At 58.1% G+C, this 18,631-nt stretch carries 14 protein-coding genes; 7 read left to right on the top strand and 7 right to left on the bottom strand.

Features of this window, described 5'->3' with window-relative positions:
- Positions 1 to 61 precede the first annotated feature (61 nt).
- The gene (gene gyrA / locus AC2T6E_RS08190; protein ID WP_238459907.1) at positions 62 to 2,698 is read right to left on the bottom strand and encodes a DNA topoisomerase (ATP-hydrolyzing) subunit A; all 2,637 of its coding nucleotides are present in this window, start codon (positions 2,696 to 2,698) and stop codon (positions 62 to 64) included.
- A 146-nt stretch (positions 2,699 to 2,844) separates the two neighbouring features.
- On the opposite strand from gyrA, the gene ubiG reads away from it, so the two are divergent.
- The 4 genes from ubiG (at position 2,845) to yfaE (ending at position 7,696) form a co-directional block, all read left to right on the top strand.
- Positions 2,845 to 3,573, top strand: coding sequence for a bifunctional 2-polyprenyl-6-hydroxyphenol methylase/3-demethylubiquinol 3-O-methyltransferase UbiG (gene ubiG / locus AC2T6E_RS08185; RefSeq protein WP_214593743.1), 729 nt, complete (start codon positions 2,845 to 2,847; stop codon positions 3,571 to 3,573).
- A gap of 347 nt (positions 3,574 to 3,920) precedes the next feature.
- Complete coding sequence (nrdA, locus tag AC2T6E_RS08180) at positions 3,921 to 6,206, top strand: class 1a ribonucleoside-diphosphate reductase subunit alpha (protein WP_023312513.1); 2,286 nt, start codon at positions 3,921 to 3,923, stop codon at positions 6,204 to 6,206.
- A 105-nt stretch (positions 6,207 to 6,311) separates the two neighbouring features.
- The gene (gene nrdB / locus AC2T6E_RS08175) at positions 6,312 to 7,442 is read left to right on the top strand and encodes a class Ia ribonucleoside-diphosphate reductase subunit beta (RefSeq protein ID WP_010433416.1); all 1,131 of its coding nucleotides are present in this window, start codon (positions 6,312 to 6,314) and stop codon (positions 7,440 to 7,442) included.
- Complete coding sequence (gene yfaE, locus AC2T6E_RS08170; RefSeq protein WP_010433414.1) at positions 7,442 to 7,696, top strand: class I ribonucleotide reductase maintenance protein YfaE; 255 nt, start codon at positions 7,442 to 7,444, stop codon at positions 7,694 to 7,696. The genes nrdB and yfaE overlap by 1 nt, the downstream gene beginning before the upstream one ends.
- A gap of 89 nt (positions 7,697 to 7,785) precedes the next feature.
- On the opposite strand, the gene glpQ is transcribed toward yfaE, so the two are convergent.
- Both glpQ and glpT read right to left on the bottom strand, forming a co-directional pair.
- The gene (glpQ, locus tag AC2T6E_RS08165) at positions 7,786 to 8,841 is read right to left on the bottom strand and encodes a glycerophosphodiester phosphodiesterase (RefSeq protein ID WP_214593742.1); all 1,056 of its coding nucleotides are present in this window, start codon (positions 8,839 to 8,841) and stop codon (positions 7,786 to 7,788) included.
- An 11-nt stretch (positions 8,842 to 8,852) separates the two neighbouring features.
- Positions 8,853 to 10,205 (bottom strand): glycerol-3-phosphate transporter, encoded by a 1,353-nt coding sequence (gene glpT, locus AC2T6E_RS08160; RefSeq protein ID WP_126816616.1) that lies wholly within the window; start codon positions 10,203 to 10,205, stop codon positions 8,853 to 8,855.
- Between the two features lie 252 nt (positions 10,206 to 10,457).
- Here glpT and glpA point away from each other — a divergent pair, with 252 nt between their 5' ends.
- From glpA to glpC, 3 genes are read left to right on the top strand one after another with little or no spacing between them, the layout of a single operon-like run.
- Positions 10,458 to 12,086: an anaerobic glycerol-3-phosphate dehydrogenase subunit A gene (gene glpA, locus AC2T6E_RS08155; protein ID WP_431642377.1), complete on the top strand. Its 1,629-nt coding sequence runs from the start codon at positions 10,458 to 10,460 to the stop codon at positions 12,084 to 12,086.
- Positions 12,076 to 13,293, top strand: a complete 1,218-nt coding sequence (gene glpB / locus AC2T6E_RS08150) for a glycerol-3-phosphate dehydrogenase subunit GlpB (RefSeq protein WP_431642379.1) — start codon at positions 12,076 to 12,078, stop codon at positions 13,291 to 13,293. The genes glpA and glpB overlap by 11 nt, the downstream gene beginning before the upstream one ends.
- Positions 13,290 to 14,480 (top strand): anaerobic glycerol-3-phosphate dehydrogenase subunit GlpC, encoded by a 1,191-nt coding sequence (gene glpC, locus AC2T6E_RS08145; protein ID WP_126816619.1) that lies wholly within the window; start codon positions 13,290 to 13,292, stop codon positions 14,478 to 14,480. The genes glpB and glpC overlap by 4 nt, the downstream gene beginning before the upstream one ends.
- Positions 14,481 to 14,513: 33 nt before the next feature.
- On the opposite strand, the gene AC2T6E_RS08140 is transcribed toward glpC, so the two are convergent.
- The 4 genes from AC2T6E_RS08140 to tctD all read right to left on the bottom strand — a co-directional run bounded on the left by AC2T6E_RS08140 (position 14,514) and on the right by tctD (position 18,547).
- On the bottom strand, positions 14,514 to 15,713 hold the full coding sequence (locus tag AC2T6E_RS08140) for a nicotinamide mononucleotide deamidase-related protein YfaY (RefSeq protein ID WP_265186005.1): 1,200 nt from the start codon (positions 15,711 to 15,713) through the stop codon (positions 14,514 to 14,516).
- 94 nt (positions 15,714 to 15,807) lie between these two features.
- The gene (locus AC2T6E_RS08135) at positions 15,808 to 16,347 is read right to left on the bottom strand and encodes a YfaZ family outer membrane protein (RefSeq protein WP_010433398.1); all 540 of its coding nucleotides are present in this window, start codon (positions 16,345 to 16,347) and stop codon (positions 15,808 to 15,810) included.
- Between the two features lie 129 nt (positions 16,348 to 16,476).
- Positions 16,477 to 17,886, bottom strand: a complete 1,410-nt coding sequence (locus tag AC2T6E_RS08130; RefSeq protein ID WP_486691301.1) for a sensor histidine kinase — start codon at positions 17,884 to 17,886, stop codon at positions 16,477 to 16,479.
- Positions 17,873 to 18,547: a transcriptional regulator TctD gene (gene tctD, locus AC2T6E_RS08125; RefSeq protein ID WP_278435724.1), complete on the bottom strand. Its 675-nt coding sequence runs from the start codon at positions 18,545 to 18,547 to the stop codon at positions 17,873 to 17,875. The genes AC2T6E_RS08130 and tctD overlap by 14 nt, the downstream gene beginning before the upstream one ends.
- Between the last annotated feature and the right edge of the window lie 84 nt (positions 18,548 to 18,631).

Here is an 18,631-nt window from a genome sequence, read left to right as displayed (position 1 = left end):
CACTTGTCTGCTTGTGCAAAAGAAAAGGGCCGGAAACCGGCCCTTTTTGCGTCAGGAGACATTACTCGTCAGCGTCATCCGCTGCATCTTCGTCGGTGTCCGCTTCCGGCGCGATTTCATCATCGCCTTCCGCTACCGTACCATCGATGGAGTCGAGTTCTTCGTCATCCACAGGCTCAGCAACACGCTGCAGACCCACCACGTTTTCATCTTCCGCTGTACGGATGAGGATCACGCCCTGGGTGTTACGACCCACCACGCTGATCTCAGATACGCGAGTACGCACCAGCGTACCGGCATCGGTGATCATCATGATCTGGTCGGCGTCGTCCACCTGCACCGCGCCGACAACGGAACCGTTGCGCTCGGTCACTTTGATAGAGATAACGCCCTGCGTACCACGGGACTTAGTCGGATATTCGCTTTCCGCCGTACGTTTACCGTAGCCGTTCTGCGTGACGGTCAGGATAGCCCCTTCGCCGCGTGGAACGATCAGGGAAACAACGGAGTCTTCACCCGCCAGTTTGATCCCACGAACGCCTGTTGCCGTACGGCCCATTGCGCGGACCGCGTTCTCTTTGAAACGCACCACTTTACCGGCGGCGGAGAACAGCATCACTTCATCGGAACCGGAGGTCAGATCCACACCGATCAGTTCGTCGCCTTCGTTCAGGTTCACGGCGATAATACCGGCCGAACGCGGACGGCTGAATTCGGTCAGCGCGGTTTTCTTCACGGTACCGCTCGCGGTCGCCATAAAGACGTTCACGCCCTCTTCGTACTCACGTACCGGCAGGATAGCGGTGATACGTTCATTCGCTTCCAGCGGCAGCAGGTTGACGATTGGACGGCCACGCGCGCCACGGCTTGCTTCCGGCAGCTGATAGACTTTCATCCAGTAGAGACGACCACGGCTTGAGAAGCAGAGGATCGTGTCATGGGTGTTCGCCACCAGCAGACGGTCAATAAAGTCTTCTTCTTTAATACGTGCCGCAGATTTCCCTTTACCGCCACGACGCTGTGCTTCGTAGTCGGTCAGCGGCTGATACTTCACATAGCCCTGGTGAGACAGGGTGACCACCACATCTTCGCGGTTGATCAGATCTTCAATGTTGATATCAGAGCTGTTTGCGGTGATTTCGGTGCGACGCGCATCACCGAACTGATCGCGAACCAGCTCCAGCTCTTCGCGGATCACTTCCATCAGGCGGTCTGCGCTACCCAGGATATGCAGCAGTTCAGCAATCTGTTCCAGCAGCTCTTTGTATTCGTCGAGCAGTTTTTCGTGCTCAAGGCCGGTCAGTTTCTGCAGACGCAGATCCAGAATCGCCTGTGCCTGCTGCTCGGTCAGATAGTACTGACCGTCGCGCACGCCGAATTCAGGCTCCAGCCACTCAGGGCGCGCAGCGTCGTCGCCCGCACGTTCCAGCATGGCGGCTACGTTACCCAGCTCCCACGGACGCGCGATCAGGCCAGCTTTCGCTTCTGCCGGGGTCGGCGCACGGCGAATCAACTCGATAATCGGGTCGATGTTAGCCAGGGCAACGGCCAGCGCTTCAAGGATGTGGGCACGGTCGCGCGCTTTACGCAGCTCGAAGATTGTACGGCGGGTCACCACTTCACGGCGGTGACGCACGAACGCGCTCAGGATCTCTTTCAGGTTCATGATCTTCGGCTGACCATGGTGCAGCGCAACCATGTTGATACCGAAGGAGACCTGAAGCTGAGTCTGGGAGTACAGGTTGTTCAGCACAACCTCACCCACCGCGTCACGTTTGATTTCAATCACGATGCGCATACCGTCTTTGTCAGACTCGTCACGCAGCGCGCTGATACCTTCAACACGTTTTTCTTTTACCAGCTCGGCGATTTTTTCAATCAGACGCGCTTTGTTCACCTGATACGGGATCTCGTGAACGATAATGGTTTCACGACCCGTTTTGGCGTCCGCTTCCACTTCGGCGCGGGCACGGATATAAATCTTGCCGCGACCGGTGCGGTAGGCTTCTTCAATACCACGACGACCGTTGATGATCGCCGCCGTCGGGAAGTCCGGGCCCGGGATGTGTTCCATCAGCCCTTCAATGCTGATCTCTTCATCGTCGATATAGGCCAGGCAGCCGTTGATCACTTCGGTGATGTTGTGTGGCGGAATGTTGGTAGCCATACCGACCGCGATACCGGACGAACCGTTCACTAACAGGTTCGGGATCTTGGTTGGCATAACATCAGGAATGCGCTCGGTGCCGTCGTAGTTATCGACGAAATCAACGGTCTCTTTTTCCAGGTCGGCCATCAGCTCGTGGGCGATTTTCGACATACGGATTTCCGTATAACGCATCGCCGCTGCGGAGTCGCCGTCAACAGAACCAAAGTTACCCTGACCATCTACCAGCATGTAGCGCAAGGAGAATGGCTGCGCCATACGGACGATGGTGTCATAAACGGCGGTATCACCATGCGGGTGATATTTACCGATGACGTCACCCACGACGCGGGCAGATTTTTTATAGGCTTTATTCCAGTCATTGCCCAATACGTTCATGGCGTATAGTACGCGACGGTGTACCGGCTTAAGGCCATCGCGGACGTCCGGCAGCGCACGGCCAACAATGACCGACATCGCATAGTCCAGATAGGAGCTCTTCAGCTCTTCCTCGATGTTAACCGGTGTAATTTCTCTCGCAAGGTCGCTCATCTAACCGCTATCCCTCTACTGTATCCCGGATTCAAAGGTCGCAAATTATAACACAGCCGCGGTGATTGAGGTAAACCAATAAGCTTTATTCACCCGCGCGGGCTGATATACTCCTTTGTCTTGCTAAATAAGGAGTAAAAGCGCCCATGAATGCCGAAAAATCCCCGGTGGCTCACAACGTTGACCACGAAGAGATTGCCAAATTTGAAGCGGTGGCGTCCCGCTGGTGGGATCTCGAAGGTGAGTTCAAACCTCTGCATCGCATTAACCCGCTGCGTCTGGGCTATATCGCGGAGCGTTCCGGCGGTCTGTTCGGTAAGAAAGTTCTCGACGTCGGTTGCGGCGGCGGCATCCTGGCTGAAAGCATGGCGCGCGAAGGGGCCACCGTTACCGGCCTGGATATGGGCTTTGAACCGCTGCAGGTTGCCCGTCTTCACGCGCTGGAGTCCGGCATCCAGGTGGAATACGTGCAGGAAACCGTGGAAGAGCACGCGGCAAAACATGCTCATCAGTACGATGTGGTGACTTGCATGGAGATGCTGGAGCACGTTCCCGATCCGCAGTCCGTGGTGCACGCCTGTGCAAAACTGGTGAAACCGGGTGGACAGGTCTTCTTCTCGACCATCAACCGTAACGGTAAAGCCTGGCTGATGGCCGTTGTTGGCGCAGAATATGTGCTGCGCATGGTGCCGAAAGGCACGCACGACGTGAAGAAATTCATCAAGCCTGCGGAGCTGTTAAGCTGGGTTGACCAGACGTGGCTCAAGGAGCAGCACATCACCGGTCTGCATTACAATCCATTAACGGATAAATTCAAGCTCGCACCGGGCGTAGATGTTAATTATATGTTGCACACAACCACCAAAAACACCTAACGTCATTCGTTATTCTTATAAAGATTGCGCGACATCATGTTGCGCAATTCTGACCTCCCGTTGAAGAAATCAGCACTCGATCAAATTTTGAATTTTTTTTCTTAATTATTGACATGTCTTCCAGGCCTTACGGTACGAGGACTTAGCCTTTTTTACCCTTTCACAACCTCAATTTAACGTCAAAATCAACCCTTGTGCTGAAAAGATTCGATACTAGAATACTCACCATATAGCGTTTTTCTTATCGCAAACCCCCTATATGTAGTATTTATCCACAGAGTTAGTCACAAGACGGATCTGTGGATAAGCGGGGGATATTTTTTATTTCACGGACAGGTAAACCCCACATGAATCAGAGTCTGCTGGTGACAAAGCGCGACGGTACCACCGAGCGTATCAATCTGGACAAAATCCATCGAGTTCTCGACTGGGCAGCAGAAGGACTGAACAACGTATCTATCTCCCAGGTTGAACTGCGTTCCCACATCCAGTTCTACGACGGCATCAAAACGTCTGATATCCATGAAACCATCATCAAGGCAGCGGCGGATCTGATCTCCCGTGAAGCACCGGATTATCAGTACCTCGCTGCACGTCTGGCGATTTTCCACCTGCGTAAAAAAGCCTACGGTCAGTTTGAGCCGCCTAAGCTGTACGATCACGTGGTGAAAATGGTCGAGCTGGGCAAATACGACACGCATCTGCTGGAAGACTATACGGAAGAAGAGTTCGAGCAGATGAACGGGTTTATCGATCACTGGCGCGACATGAACTTCTCCTATGCGGCGGTGAAGCAGCTCGAAGGCAAATACCTGGTTCAGAACCGCGTAACCGGTGAGATCTACGAAAGCGCCCAGTTCCTCTATATTCTGGTGGCTGCCTGCCTGTTCTCTAACTACCCGCGCGACACCCGTCTGGAATACGTGAAGCGTTTCTACGATGCGGTATCGACGTTCAAGATTTCTCTGCCGACGCCAATCATGTCTGGCGTGCGTACCCCAACCCGTCAGTTCAGCTCCTGCGTACTGATTGAGTGTGGTGACAGCCTGGATTCCATCAACGCCACCTCCAGCGCCATCGTGAAATACGTTTCCCAGCGCGCCGGTATCGGCATCAATGCTGGTCGCATCCGTGCGCTGGGCAGCCCGATTCGCGGCGGTGAAGCGTTCCACACCGGCTGTATTCCGTTCTATAAGCACTTCCAGACGGCAGTAAAATCCTGCTCTCAGGGCGGCGTGCGCGGCGGTGCAGCGACCCTGTTCTACCCGATGTGGCACCTGGAAGTGGAAAGCCTGCTGGTTCTGAAGAACAACCGCGGCGTGGAAGGCAACCGCGTGCGTCACATGGACTACGGCGTGCAGATCAACAAGCTGATGTACACCCGTCTGCTGAAGGGCGAGGACATCACCCTGTTCAGCCCGTCCGACGTCCCGGGCCTGTATGACGCGTTCTTCGCCGATCAGGACGAGTTCGAGCGTCTGTACACCAAATACGAAAAAGACGACAGCATCCGCAAACAGCGCGTGAAGGCGGTAGACCTGTTCTCCCTGATGATGCAGGAACGTGCTTCTACCGGTCGTATCTACATCCAGAACGTGGACCACTGCAACACCCACAGCCCGTTTGACCCGGTTGTTGCACCAGTGCGCCAGTCTAACCTGTGCCTGGAGATCGCCCTGCCGACCAAACCGCTGGAAGACGTGAACGACGAAAACGGTGAAATCGCGCTGTGTACGCTGTCCGCGTTCAACCTGGGTGCGATTAAGAGCCTGGACGAGCTGGAAGAGCTGGCCGTGCTGGCGGTTCGCGCGCTCGACGCCCTGCTGGACTACCAGGATTACCCAATCCCGGCCGCTAAACGCGGTGCGATGGGTCGTCGTACCCTGGGTATCGGCGTGATCAACTTCGCCTACTGGCTGGCGAAAAACGGTAAACGCTACTCCGACGGCAGCGCCAACAACCTGACGCACCAGACGTTCGAAGCCATTCAGTACTACCTGATGAAAGCCTCCAACGAGCTGGCGAAAGAGCAAGGCGCGTGCCCGTGGTTCAACGAAACCACCTACGCGAAAGGCATTCTGCCAATCGACACCTACAAGAAAGACCTGGACGCGATTGTCAGCGAGCCGCTGCACCTCGACTGGGAAGGCCTGCGCGAGTCCATCAAGACCCACGGCCTGCGTAACTCCACGCTCTCTGCCCTGATGCCGTCCGAGACCTCTTCGCAGATCTCCAACGCCACCAACGGCATTGAACCACCGCGCGGCCACGTCAGCATCAAAGCGTCGAAAGACGGCGTGCTGCGTCAGGTGGTACCGGATTACGAAACGCTGGGTAACAACTACGAGTTGCTGTGGGAAATGCCAAACAACGACGGCTATCTGCAGCTGGTGGGTATCATGCAGAAGTTTATCGACCAGTCGATCTCTGCCAATACCAACTATGACCCGACGCGCTTCCCGTCCGGCAAGGTTCCGATGCAGCAACTGCTGAAAGACCTGCTGACCGCGTATAAGTTTGGCGTGAAAACCCTGTACTATCACAACACCCGTGACGGTGCGGAAGACGCGCAGGACGACATGGTGCCGTCAATTCAGGACGATGGCTGCGAAAGCGGCGCATGTAAGATCTAATAAATCCCCTCACCCTAACCCTCTCCCACAGGGAGAGGGAACTCTTTCCCCCTCTCCCTGTGGGAGAGGGCCGGGGTGAGGGAAATAACACCACAGGACACATTCATGGCATACACCACCTTTTCACAGACGAAAAACGACCAGCTCAAAGAGCCGATGTTCTTCGGCCAGCCGGTCAACGTGGCACGCTACGATCAGCAAAAATATGACATCTTCGAAAAGCTGATTGAAAAGCAACTCTCCTTCTTCTGGCGCCCGGAAGAAGTGGACGTTTCCCGCGACCGTATCGATTTCCAGGCGTTGCCGGATCACGAAAAACATATCTTCCTCAGCAACCTGAAGTACCAGACGCTGCTGGACTCCATTCAGGGTCGTAGCCCGAACGTGGCGCTGCTGCCGCTGATCTCGATTCCTGAGCTGGAAACCTGGGTAGAAACCTGGGCGTTCTCCGAGACGATCCACTCCCGCTCTTACACCCACATCATCCGCAACATCGTGAACGATCCGGCGGTGGTGTTTGACGATATCGTCACCAACGAGCAGATCCAGAAGCGCGCGGAAGGCATTGCCCACTACTACGACGAGCTGATCGAGATGACCAGCTACTGGCATCTGCTGGGCGAAGGCACGCATAACGTGAACGGCAAAACCATTACCGTGAACCTGCGCGCGCTGAAAAAGCAGCTGTACCTGTGCCTGATGAGCGTTAACGCGCTGGAAGCGATCCGCTTCTACGTGAGCTTCGCCTGCTCCTTCGCCTTTGCCGAGCGCAAGCTGATGGAAGGCAACGCCAAAATCATCCGCCTGATCGCCCGTGACGAAGCCCTGCACCTGACCGGGACTCAGCACATGCTGAACCTGCTGCGCAGCGGCGCGGACGACCCGGAAATGGCTGCGATTGCCGAAGAGTGCAAGCAGGAATGCTACGATCTGTTCGTGCTGGCGGCCCAGCAGGAGAAAGAGTGGGCAGACTACCTGTTCCGCGACGGCTCCATGATTGGCCTGAACAAAGACATCCTGTGCCAGTACGTTGAGTACATCACCAACATCCGCATGCAGGCGGTCGGCCTCGACCTGCCGTTCCAGACGCGCTCCAACCCAATCCCGTGGATCAACACCTGGCTGGTGTCCGATAACGTGCAGGTGGCACCGCAGGAAGTGGAAGTGAGTTCTTACCTGGTCGGTCAGATTGATTCTGAAGTCAACACTGACGACCTGAGCGACTTCCAGCTCTGATGACGCGCGTAACGCTGAGCCTTTCGGGCACCGAAGTGTTGTGCCAGGAAGAGCACCCTTCTCTGCTGGTGGCGCTAGAAGCGCATCAGGTGGAGGTAGAGTACCAGTGTCGTGAAGGCTATTGCGGTTCTTGCCGCTGCCGTCTGGTCGCAGGCCAGGTGGACTGGCTGACCGAACCGCTGGCCTTTATCAGTGAAGGAGAAATTTTGCCCTGCTGCTGCCGGGCAAAAGGCGATATTGAGATCGAGATGTGATTGCGTCGGGTGGCGCTTCGCTTACCCGACCTACAAAACCGCAGTTCCTAGGCCGGGTAAGGCGCAGCCGCCACCCGGCAATTTCAGCGTTAATCCTTCAAAAAGCTCACCGCTTTATCCGGGAAATCCGTAAACAGTCCGTCCACGCCCGCCTGGTTATACAACACCTCATAAAGCTGATTCACGTCCGTTGCGTACTCCGGCAGCTGGTCTGCACGCACGGTATACGGATGCACCTGCATCTTGCTGGCATGCGCCTCTTTCACCATCGCCGTCAGCTTCACGTGGCCCGGCGTGGAGCCTTCCGCCACCAGCATGTGGTAATCCGGCCCGATACCATCGGCGTACTGCGCAATCTGCTTCATCGCGCCCGGCTTAAACATCCAGTCGTAGTTGTAGTTCACCCACTTGCCGTCCGGCTGCTTCTCCTGGGTTTCATTCCAGTCGGTGTAGGCAATCAGCTGTACCAGATTGAGATCCATCCCCATCTTCGGCTCCAGCTCGGTTTTGATGCGCTTTAGCTCGGCGGCGTCAAAACACTGCAGGTAAACTTTGTCCTTCTTGCTGGTATAGCCGTACTGTTTCAGCACCTCCAGCGTCTTCGCGGCAATGTCTTTCCCTTCCTGATGGTGGAACCACGGAGCTTTGATCTCCGGGTAGATACCGGTGTTTTTACCGGTGGAGTGGTTCAGCCCCTGAACAAACTCAATCTCCTCCTGGAAGGTATGGATGCGGAAGTCGGACTTGCCCATCGGGAAACGGCCCGGATAGACCTGCACCTTCTTGCCGTTTTCAATCTCGAAGCCTTCGGTAAACTTCAGCGAGCGGATCTCCGCCAGCGTGAAGTCGATGGCGTAGTAGCGCCCATCTTTTCGCGCGCGGTCTGGGAAACGCTCCGCCACGTCCGTCACGCGGTCAAGATAATGGTCATGCAGGACAACCAGCTGGTCATCCTTGGTCATCACCAGATCCTGCTCCAGATAATCCGCGCCCTGGGCATAGGCCATCGCTTTCGCCGGGAGCGTATGCTCCGGCAGATAGCCGCTGGCACCGCGGTGGGCAATAACGATTTTGTCCGCCGCCAGCGCGGAGCCGGTCATTAAACCGGCCAGCAGCAGGCCGGTTGCAAGTTGGGTTAATTTCATCGCATTGCTCCTTATTGACGACGCGCCAGCACTTCCGCGTGGTGACGTTTTTCACCGATCATGACGACAATCAGCAGCAGTACCGCCAGCACGCTACCGCCAATCATCACCATAAAACCGCCGTCCCAGCCGAAGAAGTCAACGGTATAGCCCACAATGGCGCTCGCCGCGACCGAACCGCCGAGATAGCCGAACAGACCGGTAAAGCCCGCCGCCGTGCCTGCCGCTTTTTTCGGGGCCAGCTCCAGGGCATGCAGGCCAATCAGCATCACCGGACCGTAAATCAGGAAACCGATAACGATCATGCAGGCCATATCTACTGACGGGTTGCCCGGCGGGTTGAGCCAGTAAACGACGGTGGCAATGGTCACTAGGGTCATAAAGAACACGCCCGTCGCACCGCGGTTGCCCTTGAACACTTTGTCTGACATCCAGCCGCAAAGCAGCGTGCCCGGGATCCCGGCATATTCATACAGGAAATAGGCCCAGGAGGATTTATCCAGCGCGAAGTGCTTCACCTCTTTCAGGTAGGTTGGCGACCAGTCGAGGATGCCGTAGCGCAGCAGGTAAACGAACACGTTGGCGACCGCGATGTACCACAGCAGCTTGTTGGGCAGCACGTACTTCATGAAGATCTGTTTTGCGGTCAGCTCTTCTTCGTGCTCCTTGCTGTAATCATCCGGATAGTCGTTTTTGTACTCTTCAATCGGCGGCAGGCCGCAGGACTGCGGCGTGTCGCGCATCAGCGCGAAAGCGATAATTGCCACCACGATGGCGCCAAAGGCGGGCATATACAGCGCGGCTTTCCAGTCGTTAAACCAGGCCATCCCCAGCAGGAACAGCAGAGGCGGAAGCCCACCGCCGACGTTATGGGCACAGTTCCACACCGACACGATGCCGCCGCGCTCTTTCTGCGACCACCAGTGCACCATGGTGCGTCCGCACGGCGGCCACCCCATCCCCTGGAACCAGCCGCAGAGGAACAGCAGGACGAACATGACGGCAATGCTGGAGGTTGCCCACGGCACAAAGCCCATGAACAGCATGACCGCGGCCGCCAGGATCAGGCCGGCGGGCAGGAACACGCGCGGATTCGAGCGATCCGACACCGAACCCATAATGAATTTGGAAAAACCGTAGGCGATGGAGATCCCCGACAGCGCGAACCCCAGATCGCCGCGGGAGAAGCCCTGCTCCACCAGATACGGCATGGCGAGCGCAAAGTTTTTACGCACAAGGTAGTACGCCGCGTACCCGAAGAAGATCCCCAGGAAGATTTGCCAACGCAGACGGCGGTAAAGCGGATCAATTTCTGCCTCTGGCAGACGCGCACGATGCGGCGCGGGTTTGAAGATACTGAGCATGACAGCCTCCGTGGCCTTGAATTAAATGGGCAGGTGGCTCGCACCTGAATTCCAGTGGCGGGGATGTTAAGAAATCACGGTGATTGTTACTGTGAATCAACGCACAGATTGTTACAGAAATATGACAGAATGCGCAAAAAAGCGCATGAAATCACGTTTCACTTTCGAATTTCGCGCGTTTATGTTCGAAATCAAACAAACCACACGATTGATATGGCTAAATGATAAAAAAACGAACATAGAGGGTAAACAATGACCATTCACGATCCTCGTTATAGCGATGTGATAATCATTGGTGGTGGTGCAACCGGCGCCGGGATCGCACGCGACTGCGCGCTGCGCGGCCTCAGCGTCACACTTCTGGAGCGTCATGATATCGCCACGGGCGCAACCGGGCGTAACCACGGCCTGCTGCACAGCGGCGCGCGGTATGCGGTGACCGACGGTGAATCCGCGCGTGAATGTATTGCTGAAAACCAAATCCTCAAGCGTATCGCCCGCCACTGCATTGAGCCGACTGACGGCCTCTTTATTACCCTGCCCGAAGATGACCTCGCCTTTCAGAAGACCTTTATTACCGCCTGCACCGCGGCGGGCATTCAGGCGGAGGCCTTGGACCCGGCGCTGGCGAGGCGGCTGGAACCGTCGGTTAACCCGGCGCTTATCGGCGCGGTGAAGGTGCCTGACGGCACCGTCGACCCCTTCCGCCTGACGGCCGCCAATATGCTGGACGCCCGCGAGCATGGCGCACGCATTCTGACCGGGCACGAAGTGACCGGGCTTATACGCGAAGGTCATCGCATCTGCGGCGTGCGGATCCTTGATACGCAGTACAACGAACACAGCGAGCTGTATGCCGCCGTAGTGGTCAACGCAGCGGGGATCTGGGGGCAGCGCATTGCGGAATACGCCGACCTGTCGGTGCGCATGTTCCCGGCGAAAGGATCGCTGCTGATCCTCGACCACCGCATCAATAACCACGTGATCAACCGCTGCCGCAAACCGTCCGACGCCGATATCCTCGTCCCGGGCGACACCATTTCGTTAATCGGTACCACCTCAACCCACGTCGACTACAGCGAGATTGACTACAACCGCGTGACCGCTGAAGAGGTCGACATCCTGCTGCGGGAAGGGGAAAAACTGGCCCCGGTAATGGCGCAGACGCGTATTCTTCGCGCCTACGCGGGCGTGCGTCCGCTGGTCGCCAGCGACAACGACCCGAGCGGACGCAACGTCAGCCGGGGCATCGTGCTGCTCGATCACGCCGAGCGCGACGGCATGGACGGATTTATCACTATCACAGGCGGCAAGCTGATGACCTACCGCCTGATGGCCGAGTGGGCGACCGATGCCGTCTGCCGCAAGCTGGGGAATACCGAAGCCTGCGTGACGGCAGACCAGCCTCTGCCCGGCTCGCGACAGTCCACCGAAAAAACCCTGCAAAAAATCATCTCCCTGCCCGCGCCGCTGCGCGGATCCGCGATTTACCGCCACGGCGACAGAACGCCACAGTGGCTCGGTGAAGGACGGCTGAGCCGCAGCCTGGTGTGCGAGTGCGAAGCCGTCACCGCCGGTGAGGTGCAGTACGCGGTGGAGAGCCTGACGGTCAATAGCCTGCTCGACCTCCGCCGCCGCACCCGCGTGGGCATGGGCACCTGCCAGGGCGAGCTGTGCGCCTGTCGTGCCGCCGGCCTGCTGCAGCGTTTTCACACCACCACCGCCACCCAGTCGCTCGATCAGCTCAGCGCGTTTTTAAACGAGCGCTGGAAAGGCATTCAACCTGTCGCCTGGGGGGACGCCCTGCGCGAAAGCGAATTTACCCGCTGGGTCTACCAGGGACTTTGCGGTCTTGAGAAGGAGCAACGCGATGAAATTTGATACCGTAATCGTCGGCGGCGGGCTGGCAGGCTTGCTCTGCGGCATCAAACTCACGAAGCAGGGGCTGCGCTGCGCCATTATCACCCGCGGCCAGAGCGCCCTGCACTTCTCGTCGGGATCGCTGGATCTGGTGGATGAAGCGTACCGCGATACGCTGCCGCCGGAGCACCCGTATCACCTGATTGGTGCCCACAACGTTGATCGTTTTGCCCTGGAAACCGAAGCGCTGCTTGCGGACTGCGGCGCGCGTCTGAAGGGAAGCGCCAGGCAAAATCACCAGCGCGTCACGCCGCTCGGCACCCTGCGCTCCGCGTGGCTCAGCCCGGAAGAGGTGCCCGTCGCCCCCCTTAACGCCGCGCGCGTGCGGGTGGTGGGCATTAGCGGCTTTCTGGATTTTCAGCCCCATCTCGCGGCGGCGTCGCTCTGTCGCCAGGGCGTTAACGCCGAGACGGCAGAGATAGAACTGCCTGAACTGGATGTCCTGCGCGATAACCCGAGCGAGTTTCGCGCGGTGAATATCGCCCGTTTTCTGGATAACGAGGACAAATGGCCGCTGCTGTATGACGCGCTCAGGCCGCTCGGCGAAACCTGCGATGCCCTGTTGATGCCCGCCTGCTTTGGTTTAAACGACAACCGGCTCTGGCGCTGGCTGTCCGATCGTCTGCCCTGCTCGCTCGGCCTGCTGCCTACGCTTCCCCCTTCCGTGCCGGGCATTCGTCTGCACACCCAGCTTCAGCGCCAGTTTGTTGCGCAGGGCGGCGTGTGGATGGCGGGGGATGAGGTGAAAAAAATCACCCTGAACGACGGCGCGGTGAGCGAAATCTGGACGCGCAACCATGATGACATTCCACTTCGCGCGCGCTACGCGGTGCTGGCAAGCGGCAGTTTCTTCAGCAACGGGCTGCTGAGCACACGCAACGGCATTAGGGAAGCCATTATGGGGCTGGATGTCCGGCAGAGCGCTTCCCGCGCGGACTGGTATCAGAGTGATTTCTTCACGCCGCAGCCCTGGCAACAGTTCGGCGTCATCGCCGATACGCATCTGCACCCGCAGCTTTCCGGTAAATCGATCGGCAATCTCTTCGCCATCGGCTCCGTACTGGGCGGATACGATCCCATCGCACAGGGCTGCGGCGGCGGGGTTTGCGCCGTCACGGCGCTCCACGTTGCAGAGCAGATTATTCAGCGCACGGAGGCTGCACAATGAACGACACCCGTTTCGAAAGCTGCATCAAATGCACGGTCTGCACCACCGTCTGCCCGGTCAGCGGCGTGAACCCGCGCTACCCCGGTCCGAAGCAGGCCGGGCCGGACGGCGAGCGTCTTCGTCTGAAGGACGGCAAGCTGTACGACGAGGCGCTGAAATACTGCATCAACTGCAAACGCTGCGAAGTGGCCTGCCCGTCGGATGTTAAAATCGGCGATATCATCCAGCGCGCCCGGGCGCGCTACAGCACGCAAAAGCCGACGCTGCGGGACGCGATCCTGAGCCATACCGATCTGATGGGCAGCGTCTCGACGCCCTTTGCCCCGCTGGTGAATGCCGCGACCTCACTCAAGCCGGTGCGTCAGCTGCTGGATGCCACGCTTAAAATCGACCATCACCGCAGCCTGCCGAAATATTCTCACGGCACCTTCCGCCGCTGGTACAGGTCCGTCGCGGCGGAACAGGCCCGGTACGCCGACCAGGTGGCCTTTTTCCATGGCTGCTATGTGAATTACAACCACCCGCAGCTGGGTAAAGATCTGCTGAAAGTGCTGAACGCCATGGGTACCGGCGTACAGCTCCTTAGCAAGGAGAAGTGCTGCGGCGTCCCGCTGATTGCCAACGGATTTACCGATAAAGCGCGTAAGCAGGCGAAAAGTAACGTCTCGTCGCTGCGCGAGGCCATCGTCGACAAGGGGATCCCGGTACTGGCCACCTCGTCCACCTGTACCTTTACGCTGCGCGATGAGTATCCGCACCTGCTGGATGTCGATAATACCGGACTGCGCGAGCATATTGAGCTGGCGACGCGCTTCCTGTGGCGCAAGCTGGACGGCGGACAGACGCTGCCGCTGAAGGCATTACCGCTGAAGGTGGTCTATCACACGCCGTGTCACATGGAGAAAATGGGCTGGTCGCTCTATACGCTGGAGCTGCTGCGGCTTATTCCGGGGCTGGAGCTGACGGTGCTGGACTCACGCTGCTGCGGGATTGCGGGCACCTACGGCTTTAAGCGTGAAAACTACGAAACGTCACAGGCGATTGGCGCCCCGCTGTTCCGCCAGATTGAAGAGAGCGGCGCGGATATCGTGGTAACGGACTGCGAAACCTGCAAGTGGCAGATTGAGATGTCCACCAGCAAACGCTGTGAACATCCCATTACCCTGCTGGCGAAAGCGCTGGGGTAAGCATTGCCGGGGCGAGAGACCCCGGCAAACGCATCATTCGATGAACAGCGACTCCACGACGTTAATCCAGCCGTGTTCGCTGGCGACTTCTTTACCGTTCAGCCAGCGGCGCAGCATGTTCAGCGCCATCATCGCGCAGACCTCCTGACGCACCGCCAGGCTGTGGCGCGTGATGCTCATTTTCACTCGCAGCGCATGCGTGCCTTCCGGCGTTGCCAGCGCAAAATTGAGATGTTCCTCATCCAGCCCGCCCACAAACATCGCCAGACCGGCAAAGTGTTTCACCCTGCGCTCTGACGCCCAGCGTGCGGTCTGCGCCAGCGTCTCCTGCTGGAACGGCACCACTTCACTGGCGAGCAGCGGCGCATTCACGCGAGAAAGCTGCAGCGCCAGCAGGCCGCCGGTGAACTGTTCGCTGAGGGTGACGCTCAGCTGACGGGACTGAAGGCTCTGGGCAATCTGTGCGGGCAGCCCTTCCGTGCCTTCAAAGATCAGGCTCTCGCCCGCGACGCGTTGCACTTCAGGCCACAGCGCCAGCATGGCGGCTTTTTCCGTCGCCGGGCCGGTCAGCTTGAGTTCGATAATGGGCATCGACGAGCGATAGCCCATCGAGACGCCCGGCGGCAGCTGGAGATGATCCAGGCTCTGGGCCAGATCGCTTTCCGAGCGGCCAAAGGTGGTCAGGCGCAGACACAGCGGCGGCTCTGGCAGCGTAAAACGCGCGCGCAGGCGCGGCAGGATTTGCTGCTCGACCATCACTTTAAATTCAGAAGGCACGCCGGGGGTGAAGAACATCAGGCAGCGGTTGAGCTGTACGGCAAACCCGCAGGCGGTACCGACCGGGTTATCGACCAGCTCTGCGCTGGCGGGTATTTCAGCCTGCTTGCGGTTGCTCGGTGCCATCACGCGACCACGATCGGAGAAGAAGCGTTCCATCTGCGCCAGCCACGCCTCGTGCAATACCAGCCCCTCGCCTTTCGCGGTGGCGGCAGCCAGCGCGCTGAGATCGTCGCTGGTGGGGCCGAGTCCACCGTTCACAATCAACACGTCGCAGTGCTCGCTGCGCTCGCGAAGAACGCTCACCAGTGACTCAAGATTGTCGCCCACGGTGTTGCGGCGCGTTAACGGTAATCCTTGCTCAAAGAATAAATCGGCAAGCCAGGCGGCATTGGTGTCAATAATTTGCCCATGCAGCACTTCGTCGCCGGTGGATAACATCTCCACGTTAATCATTGTGTTCTCCCGCTTATATGGTCGAAACACTATAGCGCAATTGAATGGGGGGAGCAGAGAGAAACTGGCGCGACAGAACGCCGCGCCGAAGAGATTAGAAGCCTGCGCTCACGCCCACGTAAGGGCCATCAGCCAGCGCGTTGTCGCGGTTGCCGTCTTTACCCGCCAGGTTCAGATAGCGATAACCCGCTTCGATAGTGATCGGACGCATGATAGTCCAGCGCGCACCGGCATTGGCTTCTTCATAGCTTTCGATACCGCTGGAGAGCGAATCCGGAGAGTAGTAGTACTCGCCGAACAGACCGAAGCTGTCGCCAATTTTCCACTGCAGGCCGCCGCCGACCGCCGCCGCGTAGCCTTCGTCGCCGTCGTTCGGGTTGGTGTAGATCCCTTTGCCGCCGACGGTCGCCAGGAATGGACCAAGAGGAACGTTGAAGCCGAGTCCAAGGCTTGCCGCATCGCCGTCGTCATCGTTATGCGTCCAGCCGCCGGTCATTGCCAGACCGGCGCTATCCGTGCCAAGACCAAAGCCCAGATGGGTGTAATCCTCACCCGCCGAGCCGTTGAAGCTAATGGCGTTAGCCGCCGAAGAGATAACCATCAGGCCTAAGCCCATTAATGCCACTTTTTTCATTGTCGTGATCCCGCACAATTTATAGATAATAAGTCCCAAAACCGCGAGATTTTAACCTGCCTCACTGCGGGATCAAGCACTCTGCGTGCGTCAGACAATTAGTTTGTAACGATTTGATAATATCTGCCTTTATCCCATCAGCAGAAAGCGCATTTTCACACTCAGCCCGCCCAAGTGTTCACTGCGGGAAAGTTGAAGATGGCTGCGGTGCAGCCGGGCAATATCGCTCGCCAGCGCCAGCCCGATGCCGGATCCTGCCGCGTCACCGACGTTATCCAGACGGCGAAACGGTAGCATCGCCTGCGGGATCAGATTTTCCGCAATCCCCGGCCCACTGTCTTCCACGCTCAGGTCAACCGCGCCGTTATCCACGCGCAGGTAAACCGTTACGATCCCGTGCTCCGGCGTGTATTTGATGGCGTTCTCCAGCAGGTTTGCGCACAGCTCGCCCAGCAAAACCTCATCGCCTTCGATGATCGTCGGCTGCTGCTCACCGTCGTACCCCAGGTCAATCGCTTTGCCGCGCGCCTGCGCCAGCCGTGAAAAGCAACAATTCTGCACGACCTGCACCAGATCCACCGGGATAAACTGCCGCTCCCCCTGCTCTTTTCGCTTCACCGCCGAAAGCTGAAGCAGGCGTTCAGTCAGCACAATGGTGTTATCCAGTGTCACATTCATCGCCCGTAAACTCTCCTGCCACAGCGCCGGATCGTCCCGCGTCAGGGCCACGGAGACCTGCGTTTTCAGCACCGCCAGCGGAGTTTTAAGCTGGTGAGAGGCATCGGCATTAAAGCGCTCCTGCCGCGACAGCACGCCACGCAGCCGGTCAATATAGCGGTTGAAGGCCACAATCAGCAGGCGCGTTTCTGACCAGGGCAGCAGCTCGGGCAGTGGAGACAGCAGCCCCGGCTCCCGGCGCACCATGAGCGAGGACAGCTGGCGCATCGGACGCAGCACTCGACGCAACAGCCAGGCGGTTAAGATCAGCGTCAGCAGGACCAGCAGCCCCTGAGATACCCAGGACGAAAAAAGCAGCTGGCTGGCAAGATAGCGACGGGACTGCAGCGTTTCAGCGACATAGATCTCCGCCATCCCGACGACGTTATCTTCGTTGATCGGCTGAAGCAGCTTCGCCACGCGAATCGCCTGCCCGCGATACTCGGTGTGATAAAACCAGGCCAGCGCCGGGTAGAGCGTGGTGCGCGAGGTTGAAGGCGGCATCTTCGGCAGGTCGTCGTAGCCGGAGATCACCTGCCCGGCGGGGTCGACCACCTTGTAATACAGCCTGTCATTCATGTTGAGCTCAAAGCTGTCGAGCACCACCCAGGGCACATTCACCTGCAGCTTGCCGTTATGCACTTCAAGCCGCTCAGAGACCGTACGCGCCGACGATAACAGCGTGCGGTCATAAGCCTGCGTCGCCGCTTGCAGGGCGCTGACGTAGCTATTAAACGCTGATAATCCCCATAACAGCAGCAGCGGTAACCCCAGAAACAGCAGAAGTTGCAGATAAAGGGACTGCGGTTTAGCCCACTTCATCGCCACACTCCAGCACGTAACCCAGCCCGCGCAGGGTGGTAATCTTCACCCCGCTGCCGCTCAGTTTCTTGCGCAAGCGGTGAATGTAGAGATCGATGCTCTCCGGGCTCACGTCGTCGTTCAGGCTAAACACCTGGTCGAACAGCTGCTGGCGGGAAACGGGCCGGGTACGGCGGTGCATCAGCACCTTCAGCAGGGAGAGCTCGCGCGGCGTCAGGGAGAGCGGTTCATCGTGCAGCAGAAAAAAACCGTCATCGTCGTATTCCAGCTCGCCAAAAAGCTGACGCTCCTGGGTTCGCCCTTCGCTTCTGCGCAGCAGCGCGCGCAGCCGCGCATCAAGTTCTTCCAGCTCAAACGGCTTCGGCAGATAGTCATCCGCCCCGGCGTTCAGTCCTTTCACCCTGTCCGCCACGTTGCTGCGGGCAGTGAGAAACAGCACGGGAAGCGTCTGCCCGCGCTTTCGCAGACGATGGACCACTTCCAGCCCGTCGAATCCGGGCATGCCGATGTCCAGAATCGCGACGGCATAGTTTTCACCCTGCAACAGATGGTCGGCCGCCCGTCCGTCGTTAACGCAGTCAACGGCAAAACCTCCCTGCACCAGCGCTTTCTCCAGCCAGTGAGCCAGTTCACGATTATCTTCCGCCAGTAAGAGACGCATATCACATCCTGTAAAGTTCGTGTCGCAGTGAAAGGGAAATGAAAGGTTAATGTTTTAACAATCACGCAACGGAACCGCTACAAG

The sequence above is a fragment of the Enterobacter sp. B79-1 genome (assembly GCF_057444735.1).
This window is presented reverse-complemented; position numbering and strand designations above follow the sequence as displayed.

Bases quoted from the DNA above. Each gene is read 5' to 3' on its own strand.
- glpT (WP_126816616.1), bottom strand. From the start codon at position 10,205: ATGCTCAGTATCTTCAAACCCGCGCCGCATCGTGCGCGTCTGCCAGAG.
- nrdB (WP_010433416.1), top strand. From the start codon at position 6,312: ATGGCATACACCACCTTTTCACAGACGAAAAACGACCAGCTCAAAGAG.
- gyrA (WP_238459907.1), bottom strand. From the start codon at position 2,698: ATGAGCGACCTTGCGAGAGAAATTACACCGGTTAACATCGAGGAAGAG.
- glpA (WP_431642377.1), top strand. From the start codon at position 10,458: ATGACCATTCACGATCCTCGTTATAGCGATGTGATAATCATTGGTGGT.
- ubiG (WP_214593743.1), top strand. From the start codon at position 2,845: ATGAATGCCGAAAAATCCCCGGTGGCTCACAACGTTGACCACGAAGAG.
- glpC (WP_126816619.1), top strand. From the start codon at position 13,290: ATGAACGACACCCGTTTCGAAAGCTGCATCAAATGCACGGTCTGCACC.
- glpQ (WP_214593742.1), bottom strand. From the start codon at position 8,841: ATGAAATTAACCCAACTTGCAACCGGCCTGCTGCTGGCCGGTTTAATG.
- glpB (WP_431642379.1), top strand. From the start codon at position 12,076: ATGAAATTTGATACCGTAATCGTCGGCGGCGGGCTGGCAGGCTTGCTC.
- AC2T6E_RS08130 (WP_486691301.1), bottom strand. From the start codon at position 17,886: ATGAAGTGGGCTAAACCGCAGTCCCTTTATCTGCAACTTCTGCTGTTT.
- tctD (WP_278435724.1), bottom strand. From the start codon at position 18,547: ATGCGTCTCTTACTGGCGGAAGATAATCGTGAACTGGCTCACTGGCTG.
- nrdA (WP_023312513.1), top strand. From the start codon at position 3,921: ATGAATCAGAGTCTGCTGGTGACAAAGCGCGACGGTACCACCGAGCGT.
- yfaE (WP_010433414.1), top strand. From the start codon at position 7,442: ATGACGCGCGTAACGCTGAGCCTTTCGGGCACCGAAGTGTTGTGCCAG.
- AC2T6E_RS08140 (WP_265186005.1), bottom strand. From the start codon at position 15,713: ATGATTAACGTGGAGATGTTATCCACCGGCGACGAAGTGCTGCATGGG.
- AC2T6E_RS08135 (WP_010433398.1), bottom strand. From the start codon at position 16,347: ATGAAAAAAGTGGCATTAATGGGCTTAGGCCTGATGGTTATCTCTTCG.